Origin of the sequence: Hydrogenophaga luteola (genome assembly GCF_042648585.1) — a bacterium.
Lineage (GTDB): Bacteria > Pseudomonadota > Gammaproteobacteria > Burkholderiales > Burkholderiaceae_C > Hydrogenophaga > Hydrogenophaga luteola.
On sequence record NZ_JBHRXX010000007.1, the window covers coordinates 380,379 to 400,758 of the forward strand.

20 protein-coding genes are annotated in these 20,380 nt (G+C 65.2%); 3 read left to right on the forward strand and 17 right to left on the reverse strand.

Annotated features, from left to right (window positions below; genetic code table 11):
• Positions 1-14: 14 nt before the first annotated feature.
• The 11 genes from rfbC to ACFOPI_RS16560 all read right to left on the reverse strand — a co-directional run bounded on the left by rfbC (position 15) and on the right by ACFOPI_RS16560 (position 11,231).
• Positions 15-560 carry a dTDP-4-dehydrorhamnose 3,5-epimerase gene (gene rfbC / locus ACFOPI_RS16510; RefSeq protein WP_382176055.1) on the reverse strand — a complete coding sequence of 182 codons (546 nt, stop codon included), beginning with the start codon at positions 558-560 and terminating at the stop codon, positions 15-17.
• Between the two features lie 3 nt (positions 561-563).
• Entirely contained in the window at positions 564-1,445 is an 882-nt protein-coding gene (gene rfbA / locus ACFOPI_RS16515) for a glucose-1-phosphate thymidylyltransferase RfbA (RefSeq protein ID WP_382176058.1), read from the reverse strand.
• Positions 1,442-2,344, reverse strand: coding sequence for a dTDP-4-dehydrorhamnose reductase (rfbD, locus tag ACFOPI_RS16520; protein ID WP_382176060.1), 903 nt, complete (start codon positions 2,342-2,344; stop codon positions 1,442-1,444). Before rfbD ends, rfbA begins: the two co-directional genes overlap by 4 nt.
• Entirely contained in the window at positions 2,341-3,405 is a 1,065-nt protein-coding gene (rfbB, locus tag ACFOPI_RS16525; protein ID WP_382176063.1) for a dTDP-glucose 4,6-dehydratase, read from the reverse strand. The genes rfbD and rfbB overlap by 4 nt, the downstream gene beginning before the upstream one ends.
• Positions 3,406-3,502: 97 nt before the next feature.
• Positions 3,503-4,234, reverse strand: coding sequence for a glycosyltransferase (locus ACFOPI_RS16530; protein WP_382176066.1), 732 nt, complete (start codon positions 4,232-4,234; stop codon positions 3,503-3,505).
• Positions 4,231-5,190 (reverse strand): glycosyltransferase family 2 protein, encoded by a 960-nt coding sequence (locus tag ACFOPI_RS16535; RefSeq protein WP_382176068.1) that lies wholly within the window; start codon positions 5,188-5,190, stop codon positions 4,231-4,233. The genes ACFOPI_RS16530 and ACFOPI_RS16535 overlap by 4 nt, the downstream gene beginning before the upstream one ends.
• Positions 5,191-5,220: 30 nt before the next feature.
• Positions 5,221-6,174 carry a glycosyltransferase family 2 protein gene (locus tag ACFOPI_RS16540; RefSeq protein WP_382176071.1) on the reverse strand — a complete coding sequence of 318 codons (954 nt, stop codon included), beginning with the start codon at positions 6,172-6,174 and terminating at the stop codon, positions 5,221-5,223.
• Positions 6,171-7,241, reverse strand: coding sequence for a glycosyltransferase (locus ACFOPI_RS16545; protein WP_382176074.1), 1,071 nt, complete (start codon positions 7,239-7,241; stop codon positions 6,171-6,173). Before ACFOPI_RS16545 ends, ACFOPI_RS16540 begins: the two co-directional genes overlap by 4 nt.
• Positions 7,242-7,252: 11 nt before the next feature.
• Entirely contained in the window at positions 7,253-9,049 is a 1,797-nt protein-coding gene (locus tag ACFOPI_RS16550) for an SGNH/GDSL hydrolase family protein (protein WP_382176077.1), read from the reverse strand.
• A gap of 33 nt (positions 9,050-9,082) precedes the next feature.
• Positions 9,083-10,249, reverse strand: coding sequence for a nucleotide sugar dehydrogenase (locus tag ACFOPI_RS16555; RefSeq protein ID WP_382176079.1), 1,167 nt, complete (start codon positions 10,247-10,249; stop codon positions 9,083-9,085).
• 76 nt (positions 10,250-10,325) lie between these two features.
• Positions 10,326-11,231 (reverse strand): AEC family transporter, encoded by a 906-nt coding sequence (locus tag ACFOPI_RS16560; RefSeq protein WP_382176082.1) that lies wholly within the window; start codon positions 11,229-11,231, stop codon positions 10,326-10,328.
• Positions 11,232-11,409: 178 nt separating this feature from the next.
• On the opposite strand from ACFOPI_RS16560, the gene ACFOPI_RS16565 reads away from it, so the two are divergent.
• The 3 genes from ACFOPI_RS16565 to ACFOPI_RS16575 are packed head-to-tail and all read left to right on the forward strand — an operon-like array spanning position 11,410 to position 14,518.
• Positions 11,410-12,366 (forward strand): tripartite tricarboxylate transporter substrate binding protein BugE, encoded by a 957-nt coding sequence (locus ACFOPI_RS16565; RefSeq protein ID WP_382177203.1) that lies wholly within the window; start codon positions 11,410-11,412, stop codon positions 12,364-12,366.
• Positions 12,366-13,286, forward strand: a complete 921-nt coding sequence (xerD, locus tag ACFOPI_RS16570; protein ID WP_382176085.1) for a site-specific tyrosine recombinase XerD — start codon at positions 12,366-12,368, stop codon at positions 13,284-13,286. Before ACFOPI_RS16565 ends, xerD begins: the two co-directional genes overlap by 1 nt.
• A 29-nt stretch (positions 13,287-13,315) precedes the next feature.
• Positions 13,316-14,518 (forward strand): BCS1 and AAA domain-containing protein, encoded by a 1,203-nt coding sequence (locus ACFOPI_RS16575; RefSeq protein WP_382176089.1) that lies wholly within the window; start codon positions 13,316-13,318, stop codon positions 14,516-14,518.
• 6 nt (positions 14,519-14,524) lie between these two features.
• Here the strand turns inward: ACFOPI_RS16575 and ACFOPI_RS16580 are convergent, their stop codons facing one another.
• The 6 genes from ACFOPI_RS16580 to ACFOPI_RS16605 form a co-directional block, all read right to left on the reverse strand.
• Entirely contained in the window at positions 14,525-15,109 is a 585-nt protein-coding gene (locus ACFOPI_RS16580) for a DUF1439 domain-containing protein (protein ID WP_382176091.1), read from the reverse strand.
• 14 nt (positions 15,110-15,123) lie between these two features.
• On the reverse strand, positions 15,124-15,369 hold the full coding sequence (locus tag ACFOPI_RS16585) for a DUF3297 family protein (protein ID WP_382176094.1): 246 nt from the start codon (positions 15,367-15,369) through the stop codon (positions 15,124-15,126).
• Positions 15,370-15,423: 54 nt separating this feature from the next.
• Positions 15,424-16,839 carry an ATP-dependent RNA helicase DbpA gene (dbpA, locus tag ACFOPI_RS16590; RefSeq protein ID WP_382176096.1) on the reverse strand — a complete coding sequence of 472 codons (1,416 nt, stop codon included), beginning with the start codon at positions 16,837-16,839 and terminating at the stop codon, positions 15,424-15,426.
• 35 nt (positions 16,840-16,874) lie between these two features.
• Positions 16,875-18,362, reverse strand: a complete 1,488-nt coding sequence (locus ACFOPI_RS16595) for a sensor histidine kinase (protein ID WP_382176099.1) — start codon at positions 18,360-18,362, stop codon at positions 16,875-16,877.
• Positions 18,359-19,387: a sensor histidine kinase gene (locus ACFOPI_RS16600; RefSeq protein ID WP_382176102.1), complete on the reverse strand. Its 1,029-nt coding sequence runs from the start codon at positions 19,385-19,387 to the stop codon at positions 18,359-18,361. The genes ACFOPI_RS16595 and ACFOPI_RS16600 overlap by 4 nt, the downstream gene beginning before the upstream one ends.
• A 128-nt stretch (positions 19,388-19,515) precedes the next feature.
• Positions 19,516-20,367 (reverse strand): ferritin-like domain-containing protein, encoded by an 852-nt coding sequence (locus ACFOPI_RS16605; RefSeq protein WP_382176105.1) that lies wholly within the window; start codon positions 20,365-20,367, stop codon positions 19,516-19,518.
• Positions 20,368-20,380 lie beyond the last annotated feature (13 nt).

Genomic DNA, 20,380 nt, shown 5'->3' on the forward strand with positions numbered 1-20,380 from the left:
CGTCCCTTGGGGTGTCAGTCGAAAACTTCCGCGTTCTTGAGCAGCAGGGCTGCCCGGTCCTTGGCAGAGAGAGTCGGCGTTCCGTCGTATCCCCAGTCGATGCCCAGATCCGGGTCGTTCCAGAGGATGCTGCGCTCGTGCGCCGGGGCGTAGTAGTCGGTTGTCTTGTAGAGAAACTCTGCGGTGTTGCTGAGCACGACGAAGCCGTGCGCAAAGCCCTCGGGCACCCAGAGCTGGTGCTTGTTCTCGGCCGTCAGGTGGGCACCCACCCACTTCCCGAACGTGGGCGATGAGCGGCGGATGTCGACGGCGACATCGAACACCTCACCCTGGACCACGCGCACCAGCTTGCCCTGGGCTTGCTGCACCTGGTAGTGCAGACCGCGCAGCACGCCCTTGGTGGATTTCGAGTGGTTGTCCTGCACGAAGCGCACGGGGCGCCCCACCGCTTCTTCAAAGCGGGCGTGGTTGAAGCTCTCGAAGAAGAAGCCGCGGTCGTCGCCGAACACCTTCGGCTCGAACAGGATGACCTCAGGAATGGACTGTGGGGTCGCTTTCATGGTTCAGCGCACTTCGTCTTTGATGATCTGCTGCAGGTATTGGCCATAGCCGTTCTTGGCCAGTGGCTTGATCAGCTTCTGCACCTGATCGACGTCGATCCACTTGCTGCGGTAAGCGATTTCCTCCGGGCAGGCCACCTTCAGACCTTGGCGCTTTTCCAGGGTGGCGATGAACTGGCCGGCTTCGAGCAGGCTGTCGTGGGTGCCGGTGTCCAGCCAGGCGTAGCCTCGGCCCATCACCTCGACCTGCAGCGAGCCGGCTTCCAGGTACAGGCGGTTCAGGTCGGTGATCTCCAGTTCGCCGCGGGCCGAGGGCTTGAGGTTCTTGGCCAGCTCCACCACCTGGTTGTCGTAGAAGTACAGGCCGGTGACCGCGTAGTTGCTCTTTGGCTTGGCCGGCTTTTCTTCCAGGCTGAGCACCTTGCCCGAGGGGTCGAACTCGGCGACACCGTAGCGCTCGGGATCGTGCACGTGGTAGGCGAAGACAGTGGCACCGTCCGGGCGGCGCGTGGCGTTGCCCAGCAGGGCCGCGAAGTCGTGGCCGTAGAATATGTTGTCGCCCAGCACCAGAGAGGACGGGGCGTTGCCGATGAACTGCTCACCGATGATGAAGGCCTGGGCCAGACCGTCGGGGCTGGGCTGCACAGCGTACTGCAGGTTCAGGCCCCACTGGCTGCCATCGCCCAGCAGGTCGGTGAAGCGCGGCGTGTCCTGCGGGGTGGAGATGACCAGGATGTCGCGGATGCCGGCGAGCATGAGAGTGCTCAGCGGATAGTAGATCATCGGCTTGTCGTACACGGGCATGAGCTGCTTGCTCACCGCCTGCGTCACGGGGTACAGGCGCGTGCCGGAGCCGCCGGCCAGGATGATGCCTTTTCTGTTCATGGCGTCCTCAGGATCTGTTGCAGGATGTGCCCCAGGCCTTCCTGCCAGTGTGGCAGTTCAAAGCCAAAGGTGGAGCGAAACAGGGTGGTGTCCAGGCGCGAATTTGTCGGGCGCCGGGCTGCCGTGGGGTATTGGTCGGAGCTGATAGGGTGCACTTCGTTGGGCGTGACACGCAGGGCGTGCCCCGTGCGCAGGGCGTACCCGATCACGAAGCGGGCGTAGTCGCACCAGCTGGTTTCCCCCCCGGCCGTTGCGTGGTACAGGCCGTAGGGGAACGGATCCGAGCCTGCACGTTGCATCTGGCGCACCAGATGCGCTGTCACATCGGCGATCAGAGCGGCCGAGGTGGGCGCGCCCACTTGGTCGCTGACCACGCGCAGCTCGTCGCGTTCGGCCGCCAGCCGCAGCATGGTTTTGGCGAAGTTGCTTCCGTGGGCACCGACCACCCAACTGGTGCGCAACACGAGGTGTCGCGGAGTGCTGCGCATCAGGGCTCGTTCGCCCTCGCGCTTGCTGCGTCCATAGGCCCCCAGAGGTGCCGTCGGATCCGTTTCCGCGTAAGGCGTGGTTTTGTGACCGTCAAAAACGTAGTCGGTGGAGTAGTGGATGACTGCGGCGCCAAGACGCGCAGCCTCCTCACCCATGACCCCGGGGGCGATGGCATTGACAGCCGTGGAGAGTCGTCCGCCGGCTTCGTCTTCGGCGCGGTCCACCGCGGTGTAGGCGGCGGGATTGACGATGATGTCGGGGCGCGAGGCCCTGATCAGGGCTCGCAGCGCCTGTTCGTCGGCCAGGTCGCAGTCGCCTGAATCCACTGCATGAACGGTGCCCAGTGGCGCCAGGGCTCTCTGCAACTCAAACCCGACCTGGCCGTTCTTGCCGGTCAGGAGAATCTTCATGCAAGCGCTCCGTATTGCTGGCCGATCCAGTTCCGGTAGTCGCCGCTTTGCACGTGCGCCACCCAGTCGGGATGGTCGAGGTACCACTGCACCGTCTTGCGGATGCCGGTCTCGAAGGTCTCGGCGGGCTTCCAGCCGAGTTCGCGGTGGATCTTGGTCGCGTCGATGGCGTAGCGGCGATCATGACCCGGGCGGTCTTTCACATAGGTGATCTGCGTGGCATAGGACTGTCCGTCGGCCCGGGGACGCAGCTCGTCCAGCAGAGCGCACACCGTCTTCACGATCTCGATGTTCGGCTTTTCGTTCCAGCCGCCCACGTTGTAGGTTTCACCGGTCGTACCGGCCTCCAACACGCGGCGGATGGCGCTGCAATGGTCCTTGACGAACAGCCAGTCGCGCACCTGCATGCCGTCGCCGTAGACCGGCAGCGGCTTGCCGGCCAGGGCGTTGACGATCATCAGCGGGATCAGCTTTTCGGGGAAGTGGTAGGGGCCGTAGTTGTTCGAGCAGTTGGTGGTCAGCACCGGCAGGCCGTAGGTGTGGTGGTACGCGCGCACCAGGTGGTCGCTGGCCGCCTTGGAGGCCGAGTAGGGGCTGTTGGGCGTGTAGGGCGTGATTTCGGTGAACGGGGCATCGTTCGGGCCAAGCGTGCCGTACACCTCGTCGGTCGACACATGCAGGAACCGGAAGGCCGACTTGGCTTCACCTTCGAGGGAGCCCCAGTACGCGCGCACAGACTCCAGCAGATGGAAGGTGCCGACCACGTTGGTCTGGATGAAGTCCTCGGGGCCGTGGATGGAGCGGTCGACATGGCTCTCGGCGGCGAAGTTCACCACGGCCCGGGGCTTGTGTTCGGCCAGCAGGCGGTCCACAAGGGAGCGGTCCCCGATGTCACCCTGGACGAAGATGTGGCCGGGGTTGCTCTGCAGGCTGGCCAGGTTCTCGGGGTTGCCAGCATAGGTCAGCTTGTCCAGATTCACGACGGGTTCCTGGGACTGTGCGACCCAGTCGAGCACGAAGTTCGCGCCAATAAAGCCTGCGGCGCCGGTAACCAGAATCATCTTTACTCCTGCTTGGTGTGTCGGGCGAGATCGTGGAAGTCCGTCACCCACCCATCGGGTGGAGCGGCTCTGAAGGGCTTGTGTCTTGAAAGGGTGGCTATACCAGTGGCAGGCGGCCCAGGTGCTTGCCAAAGTAGCGCGCCATGCTCGCAGCATGCCAGCGCATGTACCGGAAGTTGTGCCGGCTGGCGCGCTGGGCCTCATGCACCACCGTGACCCCCGGATCGCACATCACTTTCCAGCCCGATTTCCACAGGCGGGCGCAGATGTCCACATCCTCGTAATAGAGATGGAATTTAGCATCAAAACCTCCCACATCCCGAAACGCCTGGGCGCGAAACAGCAGGAACATCCCTGCAACCCATTCGACCGGGCGGGCGTCCGACTGGGGCGTGAGGTGGTAGCGACCATCGCTCATGCCAGCGAGTTTCTGCGCCAAGTTCCAGGGGGTGGGAAAGCGCCGCGCGTTGTCCTCTGGCTGTCCGGTCGAGCCGAGCACCAGTGGGGCCACCAGCCCCACCGCGGGATCCTGCATCGCGGCCAGGAGCCCTGGAAACGGGTTGGTCAGCAGGCGTATGTCCGGATTCGCCACACAGTAGAACGCTTGTTCGCACCCTTCGAAAGCCTGGTTGTGGTTGCGAGCAAACCCCATGGGCGACGGGTTGTGCCACGCACGGACGGTCATGCCGGCTGGAGGGAGCAGGGGGGCGTCCGGGATGTTCTCGGTCACCACCAGCTCGTTCACCTCGGGCGTTCCGGCCAGGTCCTGCAGGAACTGGTTGGCCAGCCGGGCCTGGCCGTGGCTGACCATGGACAGGCGGATGCTCACAGGCGCCTCAGAACGCGGTAGATCAGGCGCTGCAGGGGTGGAAATGGCAGCGACAGCTGGGATGCCAACCAAGTGGTGAGCCGTTGGCGGGTGGTCAGCTCACCACCAAAGCGTGCCATGAAGCCACGTGCCTGGCGGGCGTTGAGACGAAAGATCTCGCCGTGCCGGTCGTCGAACAAACGGTGCAGGATGGTCTTGAAGGCCACTGGCTGGTCTTGCGCCTTGGCTCCGATGGCATTGCTGGCGTGCTGGCGGTAGTCGATCAAGGACTTGTCCAGGTACCGGCGGCTTCCCAGCGCGCTGGCCACCAGCGATAGCCACCAGTCGTGCATGATGGCTTCTGGCGGGACCGGCAGAGCCTTCTCCAGCAAGGCTCGGTTCATCAGGCTGGTGCAGCCGGTCAGCGTGTTGCTCAGGATCTGGGCTGAAAGGCTGCTGAGGTCGGGGCGCAGGCCCTGGTAGCGGGCCATTGATGGGGCGATCTCCCGGCCGTCCTCTTCGATGACACGCAGGTCGCTGTGCACGAGAGCTGGCGCTCCCGGCCGTGCTCGCTCAAGCGATTGAATGGCTTCCAGTCCGATGGCCAGTTTGTCGTGGTGCCAGACGTCGTCCTGGTCGGAAAGCGCGATGTAGGCCGCGCGCCCGAATCCGGACGGCTCCAGGTCCAGGGCCTGCCGCATGAGACATGAGAAGTTGCCGCTTGCGCCCAGGTTGCCGAGGTTGTCCTCAAGCACGGTGATGCGATCAGGCCAGCGCAGGCGCAGCTCATGCAGAAGGATAGGTGAGCCGTCGTTCGATCCATCGTCGCGGCACAGGAGGTGGGTGCTCACGCCACTCTGGTTCAGGATGGACTCCACCTGTTGCGTGAGGAAGCGCTGGCCGTTGTACACCGGCAGCAGCACCAGTACCCAGGGCGGAGCAGGGTCAGAAAAGGTAGGAACGGGAGACTGGCTCATGGAGTGTGATGGGTGGACCGCCGGGTCTGGTCAGAGCTGGTTGAGCGCCAGGCCCAGCCAGAACGATGCACGACCGGAACGGGTCTGCCGCCAGAGGCCGCTGTGGCGGCCCGCCTGCATGCGCCCGATCAGGTCTGGACGCCGGCGCATGTCCTGGAAGCGGCGAAGCAGTTCCAGTGCTTTGGGCTGCAGCTCATGGGCAATGTCGTTCATGGCGGCCTCCGTCTGGTCGCCCCAGGCGCGGTACTGCCCCTTGAACAGCATGCCCATGCGCAGGACCTTGTCCCAGGAACGGCCCTGCGATCCGATCAGGTTGTCGGCGTGCTGCCGGTAGAGCAGGCAGGGTTCCGGGTCGAAGTGCATCTGCCCGCCACATCCGGTGACGACCTGGTAGGCCGTCCAGTCGTGCAAGACCGAATGTTCGGGTTTGATACGGCGCATCAACCGCAGCAGCGGCTGGTTGAACACCATGGTGTTGCCGCTGGCCACGTTCTGCAGCAGGGCATTGCCGAAGCCCAGGGGGCGATGTGGCAGGCGGCTGATGCCAATCGGCTCCAGCCGCTCGTTGACCAGACGGGTGCGCGCGGCATACAGCGCCGGCTGGCCCGCGGTCAGCCGAAGAGAGCGGAACGTGGTCACTGCACGGGAAAGCTTTTCCGGAAGCCATACGTCGTCCTGGTCGCTGAACGCGATGAGGTCGTGGTTGGAGGTGGGCTCAACAGCGCGCAGGAGGTGAAAGAAGTTGGCTGTGGAGCGCCGCCCGGGGCCTTTGATGACCCGGATGCGGTGGCTGCCATGTTCGTGCGCGAATGTCTCGCACACTCGCACCGTGTCGTCTGTCGATCCGTCGTCGCTGATGGTCAGCGTCCAGTGCGTGTGGGTCTGACCGGCGATCGACTCCAACTGCTCGCGGATGTACCGGGCGCCCTGGTAGGACGCCAACAACACATGAACGCAGGGCGTGGCGCCGGACGATTCACTCATTCGGCGGTGCGCCGCGTTCCCAGCACCTCGTGCAGGATCGCGGTGAAGCGTTTTCCGAAAGTTTCGGTGGCGCACTGTTGCCTGAACACCTTGTGGCCGTTGGCCGCGATGCGCTGGCGCAGCGGCTCGTCGTTCTTGAGGCGCAGGATGGCGTCGGCCAGCGCCTGAGGGTCGGCGGGGTTCACCAGCAGCACGCTTTCGCCGTCCTTGAGCAGCTCCTGAACGGGCTCATTGCGGCTGGTGATCAGGGGTTTGCCCACGCCAATGGCTTCCACCACCTTGTTGGTCAGCACCAGCTTGGCGCGTTCGTTGTCGCCGAAGATGCCCAGGCACACATCGGCCTGGGCCATCAGCTCGGCCAACTTGGCGTACGGCACGGGTTCAAGGAATTTCACATGCGGCAGGCCCAGTTCGCGGGCCAGTTGCATGTCCTCTTCGTAGGTCAGCCCTTTGCCCACAATCTGGAACTTCACGCCATGAGGCTCCAGTAGCTTGGCGGCCTTGAGGATGTGACGCACGCCATGGAACGGGATGTATTCGCCATGGAAGTGCACGAGGAACTCGCCATCGGGGGGGCGCGAAGACCCCGGCTTGATCACGCTGTCGTCCACCGCGAGGAAGAGGCGGCGGAACTTGCTGGTCTCGGTGTGGATGGTGCGGCCGAAATGGCCGATGACATGGTGGCTGTCCAGGATCGACAGCTTGGTCATCTTGTAGGACAGCCAATCGCTGAGGCCGTAGATGCGGGCCTTGAGGGTGCCGGGCGCCGCCTTCTCCCGGTCGAAGACCATGGTGTCGTAGGTCGTGATGTACATGTCGAACAGGATGGGCTTCCAGGTCAGCAGCCGCACCAGTGGTGCCAGCAGTTGACCGTAGAAACCGACCACGACCGCATCACAGCGGGGAGCGTTCAGAAGGGTCTTCAGCAGCAGGCCGGGGTAGTGCTTGAACGACTTGTCCTTCGGCAGGCATTCGATGACCTCGAAGCCGTTCTGGCGCATGGCGTTGAGCACGATGCGGGTGCGTGAGTAGGCGGCCTCCCGTCCGGCGACATACAGGATTTTCATCAAAGGCTGGGTCAGAAGCGGAGGTTGGCCTTGAACACCACACTCTGTGTCTTGCGCACGTCCTGCAACTGGGCACCGTAGGTGGCGCTGAACTGGAGATGGCGAGCCACGTCCATGGTGGCCTGCAGACCCAGCTGGGTGCGCTCGACCTTGGACAGCGGGAAGATTTCACGCTGCACGACGCCGGGCGAGCCCGACTCGCGCATTGACACGGTCACGGTGTCGCGCGACAGACTGGAGGTGTGGTGCAGGCTGCCGCCGAAGCGCAGCTTGCGCTGGCCGCTCAGGCTGATCGGGTCGGTCTGAAGATCCACGCCGATGCCAGACAACCACTCGTTGACGCGGTTGGAGCTGAACAGCACGTCGGTGGTGTACAGGGTCGTTGTCAGGGCCGGGTCCAGGCTGTGCGACTGGTTGGTCAGCGACACCCAGGGCGTGACGCTGAAGAAGTCGCCACGCATTGGGTAACGCATCTTGTTCTCGAACGACCAGGTGCTGCCGCTCTGGCGGTTTTCCAGCGTGCGGCGGACCAGGCCGTCCTGTGCGTGGCTGGCGAACTTCAGGTCCAGGTGAGAGAACTGGCTGCTCATCACCCAGCCCGACACCGGCTTGTTCCAGTACAGCGACACGGCGTCGGAGGTGTACTGCTTGGAGTTGCGCATCTCGGTCGTGGACAGGTACTTGACCTGATCCTGCTGGAACACGGCGATGCCCAGGCGGCTGCTCTGTGCGTTGTCGGCCGATCCGACACGCATGTCGAAGGCCAGGCCGGTGGGTGCCGAGCCCTGCTGCGTCTGGGCGAACGGCTGGAACACGCGGCTGTTGCGCGCATTGAACTGGAAAGCATCCCCTTCCCGCAGACCCAGCGGCAGCAGCCGGAAGCCGGGCTGCAGCGTTTTCTGCTCGGCCATGGACAGCACCAGCGTGCCGTTGTCGATGTCCTGGTTGATGCGGCCAGCCGAATCGGCGCCGGCGCTCACGCTGTTGGCCCAGTCCCAGCCACGGGTCAGGTAGTGCTGGTAGACGCGGGTGATGATGTCCTGGCCACGGTTCCCGAAGTGGGTAGCGTCGTGGTACAGCGTGTCGGTGGCTGAGCGGGAAGGATTGGCCGATGCGACATTGTTGAAGCCGAACTTGGCCGGCTCACTGAACACGCGCTGGAACACGGTGTACATGTCCACCGCAATCACATTGGGTGTGGCGTTGGCCACGGAGGCGATGTAGTTGTTCCAGCCAATCACCTGCTTGGATGCGAGCGACGACACGCCCGGTCCGCGGCCCCAGTCGTGCAGCTGGGTGACAAACAGTCGGCGGTTGTCGGCTGCGGCACCGGCCGCGATCAGGCGGGCCACGCCATCCGAATAACCCTTCTTCGCGTTGGTCAGGTTGTTGTCCGGCGATCCGTTGCGGCCCATGTCGTTGTGGCCCAGGTAAACCACGGTCAGGTCCCGGTCGGCGATGGCGCTGCCACGGCTCTGCCAGTTGTCGATCTGCTTGTCGAAGGCACGGGCTTCGCCGTAGCTGGCGCGGGCACCACCGATGGCATAGATGTCAGACTTGGTGACCGTTCCCCGAGCCTGCATCTGCGTGGCCCAGTTGATGGTGCCGATGGAGTTGGTGAAGCTCGGGTCGGAGTAGCTGTCGCCGAACACCCGCATGGTGTTCACATGCACCTCGCCCAGCGAACTGCCGCCACTGCTGCTGTAGGGGTTGGCCACCGAAGGGGTGGAGCCGCCGGAGCTGGCGCAGCCGGTGATCAGTGCGGTGACCGCCAGGGTCATGGTCGACAGGGCGTGGTGGGACTTCATGAAGGTTCTCCCCGAATAAAGGTGTCTGGTGGGTCAGTCGCTGCCGAACAGGTCGCGGGTGTAGACCTTGTCCTGCACATCGGCCAATACTGGCGTGAGGCGGTTGGTGATGATCACGTCCGATTCCTTCTTGAAGGTCTCAAGGTCGTTGACCACCGGCGAATGGAAGAACTCGTCTTCCTGCAGAGCGGGTTCGTAGATGATGACGCGGATGCCCTTGGCCTTGATCCGCTTCATGATGCCCTGGATGCTGGAGGACCTGAAGTTGTCAGAGCCCGCCTTCATGATCAGGCGGAACACGCCGACCGTCTTGGGCTTCTGCTTGAGGATGCTCTCGGCGATGAAGTCCTTGCGCGTGGTGTTGGACTGGACGATCGCCTGGATTAGGTTCTGGGGCACGTGCTGGTAGTTGGCCAGCATCTGCTTGGTGTCCTTGGGCAGGCAGTAGCCGCCGTAGCCGAAGGACGGGTTGTTGTAGTGGTTGCCGATGCGCGGATCGAGGCCCACGCCCTCGATGATCTGGCGCGAATCCAGGTTGTGCGCCGCGGCGTAGGTGTCCAGCTCGTTGAAATAGGCCACCCGCATGGCCAGGTAGGTGTTGGAGAACAGCTTGACCGCCTCGGCCTCGGTCGAGTCGACGAACAGCACCGGGATGTCCTGTTTGCGCGCGCCTTCCTTGAGCAGCCCTGCGAAGGTCTCGGCCCGCGCCGACCGCTCGCCCACGATGATGCGCGAGGGGTACAGGTTGTCGTGCAGCGCCTTGCCTTCGCGCAGGAACTCCGGCGAGAAAAGCAGGTTCTGGCATCCGGTCTCTTCGCGCACCTTGGCGGTGTAACCCACGGGCACCGTGGACTTGATCACCATCACGGCCTGCGGATTGATCTGCATCACGTCGCTGATCACTGCCTCGACCGACCGCGTGTTGAAATAGTTGGTCTCGGGGTCGTAGTCGGTGGGCGTCGCAATGATGACGAAGCTGGCGCCTTCGTAGGCTTCGTGTTTGTCCAGTGTGGCGCGCAGGTTCAGCGGCTGGTGAGCCAGGAAGTCCTCGATGTCCGTGTCGGCGATCGGGCTCTTGCGCGCATTGATCAGCGCCACCTTCTCGGGAACGATGTCCAGTGCGACAACTTCGTGGTGCTGGGACAGCAGCACGGCGTTGGACAGCCCGACATAGCCGGTGCCAGCAACCGCAATCTTCATGGGAAACCTTGTGTAAGAGCTAGGCCTAAAACCTTGGAATTTTGCCATAGGGGCCTTTTGGACCCTTATGGATTCCTTAGGCCAGGATTCCCAGCGCGAACGGCAGGCTGACCATGCCCAGCAGTGTGGACAGGGTCACCAGACCGGCCACATAAGGCCCGTCGTAGCCCATGCGGGCGGCCAGCACGTAGCAGCTGGAAGCCGTCGGCACGGCGGAGAACATCAGCAAGATGGTGGTCTGGGTGGGGTCCAGGCGGAACGCCATGGCCACCCCGAAGGCGATGAGCGGCATGCCCAGGTGTTTCGCGCACAGCACCATGACGCCGAGTTGCTTGGCCTTGGTCAGGCTGCCCAGCTGCATGCCCGCGCCAGCGGCCATCAGCCCCAGGGCCAGCGAGGCCTGCCCGATGCGGTTGACCGTCGGTTCCAGCCAGGGTGGTACCGTGAATCCGAGCAAATTGGCGACCAGCCCGCTGGCGGTGGCGATGATCAGCGGATTGCGCATGAGCTCGCGGACGAAGCCTTTGTTGGCATGGCGGGCCATCGGCCAGACGGCGCCCACGTTGAACAGTGGCACGCAGACCCCGATCAGCACTGCGATCATCAGCAGTCCCTGGGGGCCGGCGATCTTGTCGGCCAGCGCGAGGGCGATGAAGGAGTTGAACCGGAACCCCACCTGTGCGCTGGCGGCGTGCAGCCGCGCGTCCAGTCGGCGCCCCAGCCAGGGCCAGTGAGGCAGCGAATAGGACAGCGCGATGCCACAGATGCCCAGCGCCAGGCCGGCCGCCATCAGGCTGGAGGCGGCACCCAGGTCCAGCGGGCTCTTGACGATCGAGTGAAAGAGTAGGACCGGAAACAGGAAGAAATACACCAGGCTTTCCAATGGCTCCCACACCATCCGGTTCAGGGCGGTGAAGCGGCAGACCAGGTAGCCGCAGAGAATCAGCGAGAAGTCCGGAAAGAGCAGTTGGGCAAAGTTCACCGGGCGAGCATAGCGCCCGGACGCGCCTGCTTCCGGGGGTTTGTACTTATGTAGTCTCCCCATGGTCAAGCCGGTGTAGCCTGTCTACAGTCCCGGGGAGCTGGCAGGGGTAATGTGCCCGCTGCTATTGTTTTGTGCACAACGAAGGAGAGATCGCATGTTTGCTCGCCGTTCCCTGATGGGGCTGGGTTTGGTTGCCATGTCGCTGGGTGCGACCGGCGTGACCTGGGCGCAGGCCTACCCGACCAAGGTCATTCGCTTGCAGGTGCCGTTCGCGCCCGGGGGCACGACCGACATCGTTGCGCGCGTCATGTCCGAGCCGCTGGGCAAATCACTGGGGCAGAGCGTGGTGGTCGAAAACAAGGCCGGTGGCGGCGGCGTGATCGGTGCCACCGAGCTGGCTCGTGCCCCCGCGGACGGGTACATCCTCGGCATGGCCACGGTGTCCACCACCGCGGCGAACCCTGCGATCAACCCCAAGATCCCGTACAACACCCTCACCGACTTCACGCCCATCATCAACATCGCCGCCACGCCCAACGTGATTGCGGTGCACCCCAGCTTCCCGGCCAAGGACTACAAGTCCTTCATCGCAGAGCTCAAGAAGAGTCCCGGCAAGTACAGCTACGCCAGCTCCGGCACCGGCGGCATCGGTCACCTGCAGACCGAACTGTTCAAGAGCCTGGCCGGCGTGTTCATGACCCACATTCCCTACCGCGGCGCCGGGCCTGCCCTGAACGACACGGTGGGCGGCCAGGTGCCCATCATCTTTGACAACCTCCCGTCCGCCCTGCCGCACATCAAGGCCGGTCGCCTGGTGCCCATCGTGGTGGCTGCGCCGCAGCGCCTGCCGGTGTTGCCCGATGTGCCGACCTTCAAGGAGGTGGGGCTGGAGCCTGTGAACCGTATGGCCTACTACGGCCTCATCGGTCCCAAGGGCATGCCCAAGGACGTGGTGGACAAGCTCTACAACAGCACCAAGACGGCGCTAATGGACCCGGCGGTGCGCAAGCGCATTGAGGACACCGGCTCGCTGATCGTGGCCAACACGCCCGAGCAGTTTGCGGCCCAGATCAAGGCCGAGTACGAGGTGTACAAGGAAGTCGTCACCAAGCAAAAGCTTTCGCTGGATTGATGGACAGCACCGCGCTCGCGCGCAGCGAGGAAAGCGCGGGCGCCTTCGTGGATGCCCTCTGGCTGGAGGAGGGCCTCTCGCGCAACACGCTCGACGCCTACCGGCGCGACCTTGTGCTGTTCGGCCAGTGGCTGGCAGCCCATGGCGCGCGCTCCCTGCAGCAGGCGGGCGAGACCGACATCCATGCCTACTTCGCCAGCAGACACGCCGAGACCCGGGCGACCACCGCCAACCGGCGCCTCACGGTCTTCAAGCGCTACTTTCGCTGGGCGATGCGCGAGCGCCTCATCGACGCCGATCCCACCCTTCGGCTGACGGCGGCGCGGCAGCCGCTGCGCGTGCCCAAGACTCTGTCCGAAGCCCAGGTCGAGGCGCTGCTGAACGCGCCCGACACCTCCACGCCGCTCGGCCTGCGCGACCGAGCCATGCTGGAGCTGATGTATGCCAGCGGCCTTCGGGTGAGCGAGCTGGTGACGCTGCGCACCTTTCAGGTGGGCCACCAGGACCATGTGCTGCGGGTCACGGGCAAGGGCAACAAGGAGCGGTTGGTGCCGTTCGGACAGATTGCGGGCGAGTGGCTGCAGCGCTATCTGAAGGAAGGGCGCCTCGAGATCCTGGGCGGTCAGGCCAGCGAAGACCTGTTCGTCACCGCGCGCGGCAGCAAGGCCGGCGAGGCCATGAGCCGGGTGATGTTCTGGAACTTGGTCAAGCGCTACGCGCTGGCCGCAGGCATCACCTCGCCACTGTCGCCCCACACGCTGCGCCACGCCTTCGCCACCCACCTGCTCAACCACGGCGCCGACCTGCGTGCTGTGCAGATGCTGCTGGGCCACGCCGACATTTCGACCACCACCATCTACACCCACGTCGCGCGCGAGCGGCTCAAGTCCATCGTGGCGCAGCACCATCCGCGCGGTTGAAAGAATGGTCCTGGGGGTATAACCTGGGTATGGATGGCTTCTTGCAAACCCCCGTGGCGCAGGCCGCAATGCTCGCGGTGGCGGGCGCGCTGGCGTTCTGGCTGAAGGATGTGCCCGGGCTGGTGCTGTCCTGGGGCAAGCGCTTCTTCATCTCCACGCTGACCATCGACTCTCGCGACGAGTTCCTGTTCTCGGCGCTGGTCGAATACATGGACGCCCACCCCTCGCTGCGGCAGGTCAACCAGTTCACCGCCCGCAGCGTGCGCCAGGGCACGGAATACCAGAGCCTGGCCGAAGACCTGCGAGCCGGTCAGGCGCCCCGGGCCTATCTGTCGCCTGGCGAAGGCCTGCACATCCTCTGGATCGATGGCCGGCTGGTCTGGATCCGCCGCGAGTTGCAGGTGACGCAGAGCGTGTTCGAACGCATCAGCCTGTCGCACTTCGGGCGCACCGGCGACTGGCTGGAGGCCTTCCTGCAGCGCGCCATCGACGCACGCGCCAGCCGGGAGAGCGACACGCTCTCGGTCTACATCCCCAACCCCTTCCACGGCGGCGACTGGATGCGGGCACGCCTCGGCTCGCGCCGTCCGCTGTCGTCGGTGGTGCTCAAGGCCGGGCAGGCCGAGGCGCTGCTGGCCGACCTGCAATCGTTCTACGCTGCCCACGAGCGCTATGCCGAGCTGGGCATCCCCTGGCGGCGCGGCTACCTGCTCTACGGACCGCCGGGCACCGGCAAGACCTCGCTGGTCACCGCGCTGGCGTCCGAGTTGCACCTGAACGTCTGCACGCTCAGCCTGGCCTCGCCCATCGTGACCGACGAGAAGATACACACCCTGCTGGCGGGGGTGCCGCAACGCTCGCTGCTGCTGATCGAGGATGTCGACGCCTTTTTCCGCCAGCGCGACGCGGCGCACGCCCAGGTGCGGCTGTCGTTCTCCGGCTTCCTCAATGCGCTGGACGGTGTGGCGACGCAGGAGGGCAATGTGCTGTTCATGACCACCAACCACGCCGAGCGGCTGGACGAGGCGCTGATCCGCGCCGGGCGCATCGACGAGCGGGTGGAGCTTGGCGCGTGTGATGAGGCGCAGTTGCGGCGGCTCTACCTCAAGTTCGATCCGGACGAGGTGGCGGCGCTGGCGTTTGCTTCGGAGCACGCCCCAAAGGGTCTGTCGCCGGCCCACGTGCAAGGGACGCTCATGCGGCGCTTCGGGACATCTCGGCGACAGACCTGATGTCGCTCACTGCGGCGGTCGTTGCACCAGCTCCACCAGCAGCCCCTGTTCGGTGACCGTGATCTGGCCGGGCCGTAGGCCCAGCAGGTCGGCCATGGCGGCTTCCTTCTGCGGCAGCTGGTAGAGCACCACTTCGCGCAGCGACTGCTCCGCCAGCGCGGGGGCATAGGTGTTCAGCAGGTCCACCGCCTCGGGCTGCAGGCCGGGGAAGCGGAAGCGGTAGACCTTGAGCTGGTGCGCCCGCAGCGAGCGGTCGCTGTGTTCGTAGCGCAGCGCGAAATCGACCGTGAAGCTGCCCTGTTGGGTGCGGGCCAGCGCGGCGCCGGCGGCTGCCACCGGCATTTCGGCGCGCAACCGGTTCTGCGCCGGCAGCAGGCCCAGGCGCGGCGCGCCCAGGTCCAGGTTCACCAGCCCGGCGACCGGGTAGCGCACGGGAAACCGTTTGGCCACCTCGGTCTGCAGCAGGTCCTGCGGCACCGTGATGCGGGGCAGAGCGGGGATCGGTTCAGCCGACGCGGCGCCGGCGGTCTGCGCCAGGCTGTGCCCGCACAGGCCCACCGTCACCAGGGAAAGAAGAAGGCGGCGGTGCACGAGGAGGACTCCGCTCAGCGGTAGAACACCTCGACAGAGCCCTTGAGCTGGATCAGCACAGGCTGTCCGCGGCGGTCCACCGTCTTGCTCGACTGCACCTTGACCCAGCCTTCGCTGATGCAGTACTCGGCGACGTCGAAGCGCTCCTTGCCGTTGAAGCGGATGCCGATGTCGTGTTCGAACACGGCGGCCACGTGGTGGGGGCTGCGCGGGTCGATGCTCAGGTGGTCGGGGAGTTCGGGGCGGGCGGTGTCGGACATGGCGGGTATCGGCAGGAATCGTGAAGTGCTGATTGTCCCGCATCGGGTGCCGGCTCAGTCCACCAGCACGCGTACCTTCACGCTCTTGCCCTTGACCTTGGTGGTGGCCAGCCGGCTGGCCACCTGCTGCGCGATGCCACGGTCCACCGCCACGTAGGTGGACCATTCGTTCACGTTGATCTTGCCCACCTGTTCCCGCGTGTAGCCCAGATCGGCGGTGAGCGCGCCCAGCACGTCGCCGGGGCGGATCTTTTCCTTGCGCCCGCCCTGGATGTGCAGCGTGGCCATGGGTGGCTGCAGCGGCTCTTTGCTCGTGGGCGTCAACTCGCTCACCGGGTGCCATTCTGACTCGCGCTTTTGCAGCTGTTCGATGCGCCCCACATAACCCATCTCGTCCATGCTCGCCAGGCTCAGCGCCAGGCCGCGCTCGCCTGCACGTCCGGTGCGACCAATGCGGTGGATGTGCACCTCGGGGTCGGGTGTCACGTCCACATTGATGACGGCGGCCAGGCTGGCGATGTCCAGCCCACGCGCGGCCACGTCGGTGGCCACCAGCACCGAACAACTCCTGTTCGCAAAGCGCACCAGCACCTGGTCGCGTTCGCGCTGTTCCAGTTCGCCGAACAGGGCCAGTGCGCTGAAACCCTGGGCCTGCAGCACGGCCACCAGGTCGCGGCACTGGGCCTTGGTATTGCAGAACGCGATGGTGCTGGCCGGGCGGAAGTGCAGCAGCAGCTGGCCGACCACGTGCAGGCGGTCTTTGTCGCTCACCTCGTACCAGCGCTGTTCGATCTGCTGGTTGCTGTGCTGGGCCTGCACGGCGATGGTCTGCGGGTCGCGCATGAACTGCGACGCGAGTTTGGCGATGCCCTCGGGATAGGTGGCCGAGAACAGCAGTGTCTGGCGTTCCTTGGGACACTGCTTGGCGACCTTGGCGATGTCGTCGAAAAAGCCCATGTCCAGCATGCGGTCGGCCTCGTCGAGCACCAGGGTGTTGAGGGCATCCAGCTGCAGGCTGCCGCGTTCCAGGTGGTCCATGATGCGGCCGGGCGTGCCGACCACGATGTGCGCGCCGTGCTCCAGCGTGGCCAGTTGTCCGCGCAGTGGCACGCCGCCGCAGAGCGTCACGACCTTGATGTTGTCGTCTGCGCGCGCCAGGCGGCGGATCTCGGTGGTGACCTGGTCGGCCAGTTCGCGCGTGGGGCAGAGCACCAGGGTCTGTACGGCGAAGCGGCGCGGGTTCAGGTTGGCCAGCAGCGCCAGCGCGAAGGCGGCAGTCTTGCCACTGCCGGTCTGAGCCTGGGCGATCAGGTCCTTGCCCAACAGCGCGGGCGGCAAGCAGGCCGCTTGGATGGGCGTCATGCGCAGATAGCCCAGCTGCTCCAGGTTGGCCAGGGTGGCGGGTGAGAGCGGGAGCTGGCTGAAGCCGGCGTCGGAGGAGGCGGGGGAGGCGGGGGAGGCGGAGGTCATCCGCGATTATCCGCACACGCCGTGCCGAGGGCGGCTCAGGCACTCAAAGTGAAGTGAAACGCAGCCCCCAGCCCCGGCTCGGAAAACGCCCATACGCGACCGCCGTGGCGCATGACGATGCGCTGCACGATGGTCAGTCCGATGCCAGTGCCGGCGTATTCGTCCTCCCGGTGCAGGCGCTGGAAGGGTCCGAACAGGCGGTCCGCCGAGGCCATGTCGAAGCCGCAGCCGTTGTCACGCACGAAGAACACCGTTTCTCCGCCGACCGACTTGGCGCCGACGTCGATGCGCGTGATCTTGCTACGGACGCAGAACTTCCAGGCGTTGCGCATCAGGTTGTCGAGCAGGGCGCGCACCAGCGTCGGGTCCGCCAGCGCCTCGAGTTTGGGCGAAATACGGATGTCCGCCACGCGTTGCGGCTCGGACTCCATGAGCTGGCTGGCGATCTCGCCAGCAATGCCGCTGATGTCGACCACCCGCAACTGCATGGGGACCTGGTTCAGGCGCGCCATGTGCAGCAGGGCGTCGATCAGGGCCCGCATGCGCTGGCCGGTGGCGGCAATCCGCTCGACCAGGTCGATGCCGTCGGGATCGAAGCGGGTGGGCTGTGTCTGCAGCAACATGTCGCTCAGGCCGATGATGGCGCGCACCGGCGCGCGCAGGTCGTGTGCCACTGAGTAGCTGAACGCCTCAAGTTCCTTGAGGCTCTGGTTGAGCTGATCGGTGCGTGCGGTGACCAGGTGTTCCAGGCTCTCGTTCAAGGTCTTGAGCCGCAGTTCACTCTGCTTGCGCTCCGACACGTCCTGCACGACGCCGGTGACTCGCTGGTCGGAGACGTGGCCTGCGTCGATCTTGATCCACCGGGGCGTGCTGCCTTCCGCGAGCACACGGAACTCCTCGCTGAAGTGCATGAGGGCTTTCAGGCAGTGATGGAGCTTGGCTGCGATGGCGTCGCGCTCGGTGGCGTCCACGCGCGAGAGCAGGTCGGGCAGTGTCAGCGGCTGGTCGTGTGGCCAGCCGATCAGGTCGGCGGTGCGGTGCGACGGGGTGATGGTGGTGGTGGTCTTGTCCAGCTCCATGACCCCCAGGCTGGCGGCATCGAGTGCCTGCTGCAGCAGGCGTCGGCTGTCGTTCAGCTCGTTCTCCAGCCGCTGGCGCTCGAACGCCATCTGGATGGTGGCGTGCAGCTCGCGCTCTGAAAAGGGCTTGAGCAGGTAGCCATAGGGTTGGGTCTTGCGGGCCCTGTCCAGGGTCGAGTCCTCGGAATAGGCGGTCAGGTAGATGACTGGGACGGCGTGCGTCTCCCGCAGCTTCGCCGCCACCTCGATGCCGTCCATGTCACCCTGGATGTGGATGTCCATCAGCACCAGGTCGGGCTGCATCTGCGACACGAGATCGATGCTTTCCTGGCCCGAGACCGCGATGGCGGGCACGTCGTACCCCAGCATCGACAGGCGCTGCTGCAGGTTGAAGGCCACGATGCTCTCGTCTTCCACCACGAGGATGCGGGCGGGCTGGTTCATGGCTGGTCTCCGGGAGGGATGCGGACGGTAAACCGCGTGGGGTTGGCGCGCTGCACTTCCAGCGTGCCCTGCAACTGGCGCGTCAGCAGCCGCACGAGTTGCAGGCCCAGCGAACCGGTTCGCTCCAGATTCTGATCCTCCGGGATGGCGACACCGTTGTTGCTGATGGCAAGGTTGACACTGCCGTCATTGCCCTGTTCCAGCACCACCTGGATGGAGCCGCGCCGCTGGCCTGGAAACCCGTGCTTGAGCGCGTTGCTCACCAGCTCGTTGACGATCAGGCCACAGGGGATCGCCTCGTTGATCGGCAGCTTGACCTGGGTGGACTCGATGTTGATCGCGACATGACCGGCCACCGTGCCGTAGGAGTCCATCAGGCTGGGCAGCAGCTCGTCCAGAAAGCGCTGGAAGTCGACCCGCGCAAAGTCGTGCGACTGGTACAGCGTCTGGTGGATCATCGACATCGAGCGGATGCGGTTCTGGCTGTCGCGCAGCATGGCGACCAGGTCCGGGTCGTCGATCTTGAGCATCTGCAGATCGAGCAGACTGTGGATCACCTGCAGGTTGTTCTTGACCCGGTGGTGCACCTCTTCCAGCAGCAATTCCTTCTCGCGCAGTGCGTCGCTGATGCGGCGTTCGTTCTGTTTGCGCTCACTCAGATCGATGATCACCGACAGGATCATCGGACCCTCACCGGTGTCCACCGGGTTGATGCCAATCTCCACCGGGAACTCGCTGCCGTCCTTGCGCAATCCGCTGAGATCACGGCCTGCGCCCATTGGCCTTGCCGTGGCCTCGGTCTGGAAGCCGCGGCGGTAGCCGGGATGCGCATGCCGGTAGCGTTCGGGCACCAGCATCTCCACGGGCTGCCCCAGCAACTCTTCGCCCGTGTAGCCGAAGGTGGCTTCGGCGAGTCGGTTCACGCGGGTGATCACGCCTTGCTGAGTGACCACGACCATGGCCACCGGTATGCGGTCAAATGCCTGCCCGAGGTATTCGTCCAGCTGGATGTTTGGTGCGCTCATGGCCAACGTGTGGGAGTGGTGCCGAGTGTTGGTCCAGCATATAGGGGAATGGACCACGCTGCGAGTGAAAAGCACCGCGCGGGCGCGCGTCGCGCTTCCTGCTTGATACGAACGAACTCGTTTTGGTCTCAGGCGCTGAGCAGATAGTCCAGTTCGGCTTGGCTGAATCCCGCCGCCCGGCGGGCCTCATCGTTGAAGGGCGGGCGCAGCCGAGGCGCCGAGTGCACCCGCGCCAGGTGCCGGTAGTACGACAGCGGCTCCAGGCCCTGCCGCTCGCACAGCCAGCCATACCAGCGATTGCCGATGGCCACATGCCCGACCTCGTCGCGCAGGATGATGTCCAGAATGTCCACGGCGCGCAGCGCGGCCGGGGTGCCGACTTTGCGCAGTCGCGCCTGGATCAGCGGCGTCGCATCGAGGCCGCGCGCCTCTAGCGTACGCGGCACCAGGGCCATGCGCGCGGTGACGTCGTGCTGCGTCTTCACGCACATCTCCCACAGGCCGTTGTGCGCCGGGAAGTCGCCGTAGTCGTGGCCCAGGCTTTGCAGGTGTTCGCGCAGCAGGCCAAAGTGGGTGGCCTCTTCATCGGCCACGCGCAGCCAGTCGCGGTAGAAGCTGGCGGGCATGTCATGGAAGCGCCAGACAGCATCGAGCGCCAGATTGATGGCGTTGAACTCGATGTGGCAGACCGCGTGCAGCAGGGCGGCCAGGCCTTCGGGCGTGAAAGGCGAGCGCTGCGCCACCGCCATGGGCGGCACCAGCAGCGGCTGTGCCGGGCGACCGGGCAAGACCCGGTCATCGGGCTCATGGATGGACCGTGCTGGCGCCAGCGCCGCTTCACGCGCGGCCTCGTCGGTCAGTGCCAGCAGCCGCTGCCACAGCGCATGGGCAGCCTGCGCCTTGGCCTGCGGGTCCGGCAGGCACAGGGCGTCGAGCGCCGCCTCGCGCAGGCTGAGTTCGGTGCTGGGGACAGTGGGCATCCCTACAATTCTA

Coding starts and splice junctions, on each gene's coding strand:
- rfbC (WP_382176055.1), bottom strand. CDS start 560: ATGAAAGCGACCCCACAGTCCATTCCTGAGGTCATCCTGTTCGAGCCG.
- rfbA (WP_382176058.1), bottom strand. CDS start 1,445: ATGAACAGAAAAGGCATCATCCTGGCCGGCGGCTCCGGCACGCGCCTG.
- rfbD (WP_382176060.1), bottom strand. CDS start 2,344: ATGAAGATTCTCCTGACCGGCAAGAACGGCCAGGTCGGGTTTGAGTTG.
- rfbB (WP_382176063.1), bottom strand. CDS start 3,405: ATGATTCTGGTTACCGGCGCCGCAGGCTTTATTGGCGCGAACTTCGTG.
- ACFOPI_RS16535 (WP_382176068.1), bottom strand. CDS start 5,190: ATGAGCCAGTCTCCCGTTCCTACCTTTTCTGACCCTGCTCCGCCCTGG.
- ACFOPI_RS16540 (WP_382176071.1), bottom strand. CDS start 6,174: ATGAGTGAATCGTCCGGCGCCACGCCCTGCGTTCATGTGTTGTTGGCG.
- ACFOPI_RS16545 (WP_382176074.1), bottom strand. CDS start 7,241: ATGAAAATCCTGTATGTCGCCGGACGGGAGGCCGCCTACTCACGCACC.
- ACFOPI_RS16550 (WP_382176077.1), bottom strand. CDS start 9,049: ATGAAGTCCCACCACGCCCTGTCGACCATGACCCTGGCGGTCACCGCA.
- ACFOPI_RS16555 (WP_382176079.1), bottom strand. CDS start 10,249: ATGAAGATTGCGGTTGCTGGCACCGGCTATGTCGGGCTGTCCAACGCC.
- ACFOPI_RS16565 (WP_382177203.1), top strand. CDS start 11,410: ATGGGGCTGGGTTTGGTTGCCATGTCGCTGGGTGCGACCGGCGTGACC.
- xerD (WP_382176085.1), top strand. CDS start 12,366: ATGGACAGCACCGCGCTCGCGCGCAGCGAGGAAAGCGCGGGCGCCTTC.
- ACFOPI_RS16575 (WP_382176089.1), top strand. CDS start 13,316: ATGGATGGCTTCTTGCAAACCCCCGTGGCGCAGGCCGCAATGCTCGCG.
- ACFOPI_RS16585 (WP_382176094.1), bottom strand. CDS start 15,369: ATGTCCGACACCGCCCGCCCCGAACTCCCCGACCACCTGAGCATCGAC.
- dbpA (WP_382176096.1), bottom strand. CDS start 16,839: ATGACCTCCGCCTCCCCCGCCTCCCCCGCCTCCTCCGACGCCGGCTTC.
- ACFOPI_RS16595 (WP_382176099.1), bottom strand. CDS start 18,362: ATGAACCAGCCCGCCCGCATCCTCGTGGTGGAAGACGAGAGCATCGTG.
- ACFOPI_RS16600 (WP_382176102.1), bottom strand. CDS start 19,387: ATGAGCGCACCAAACATCCAGCTGGACGAATACCTCGGGCAGGCATTT.
- ACFOPI_RS16605 (WP_382176105.1), bottom strand. CDS start 20,367: ATGCCCACTGTCCCCAGCACCGAACTCAGCCTGCGCGAGGCGGCGCTC.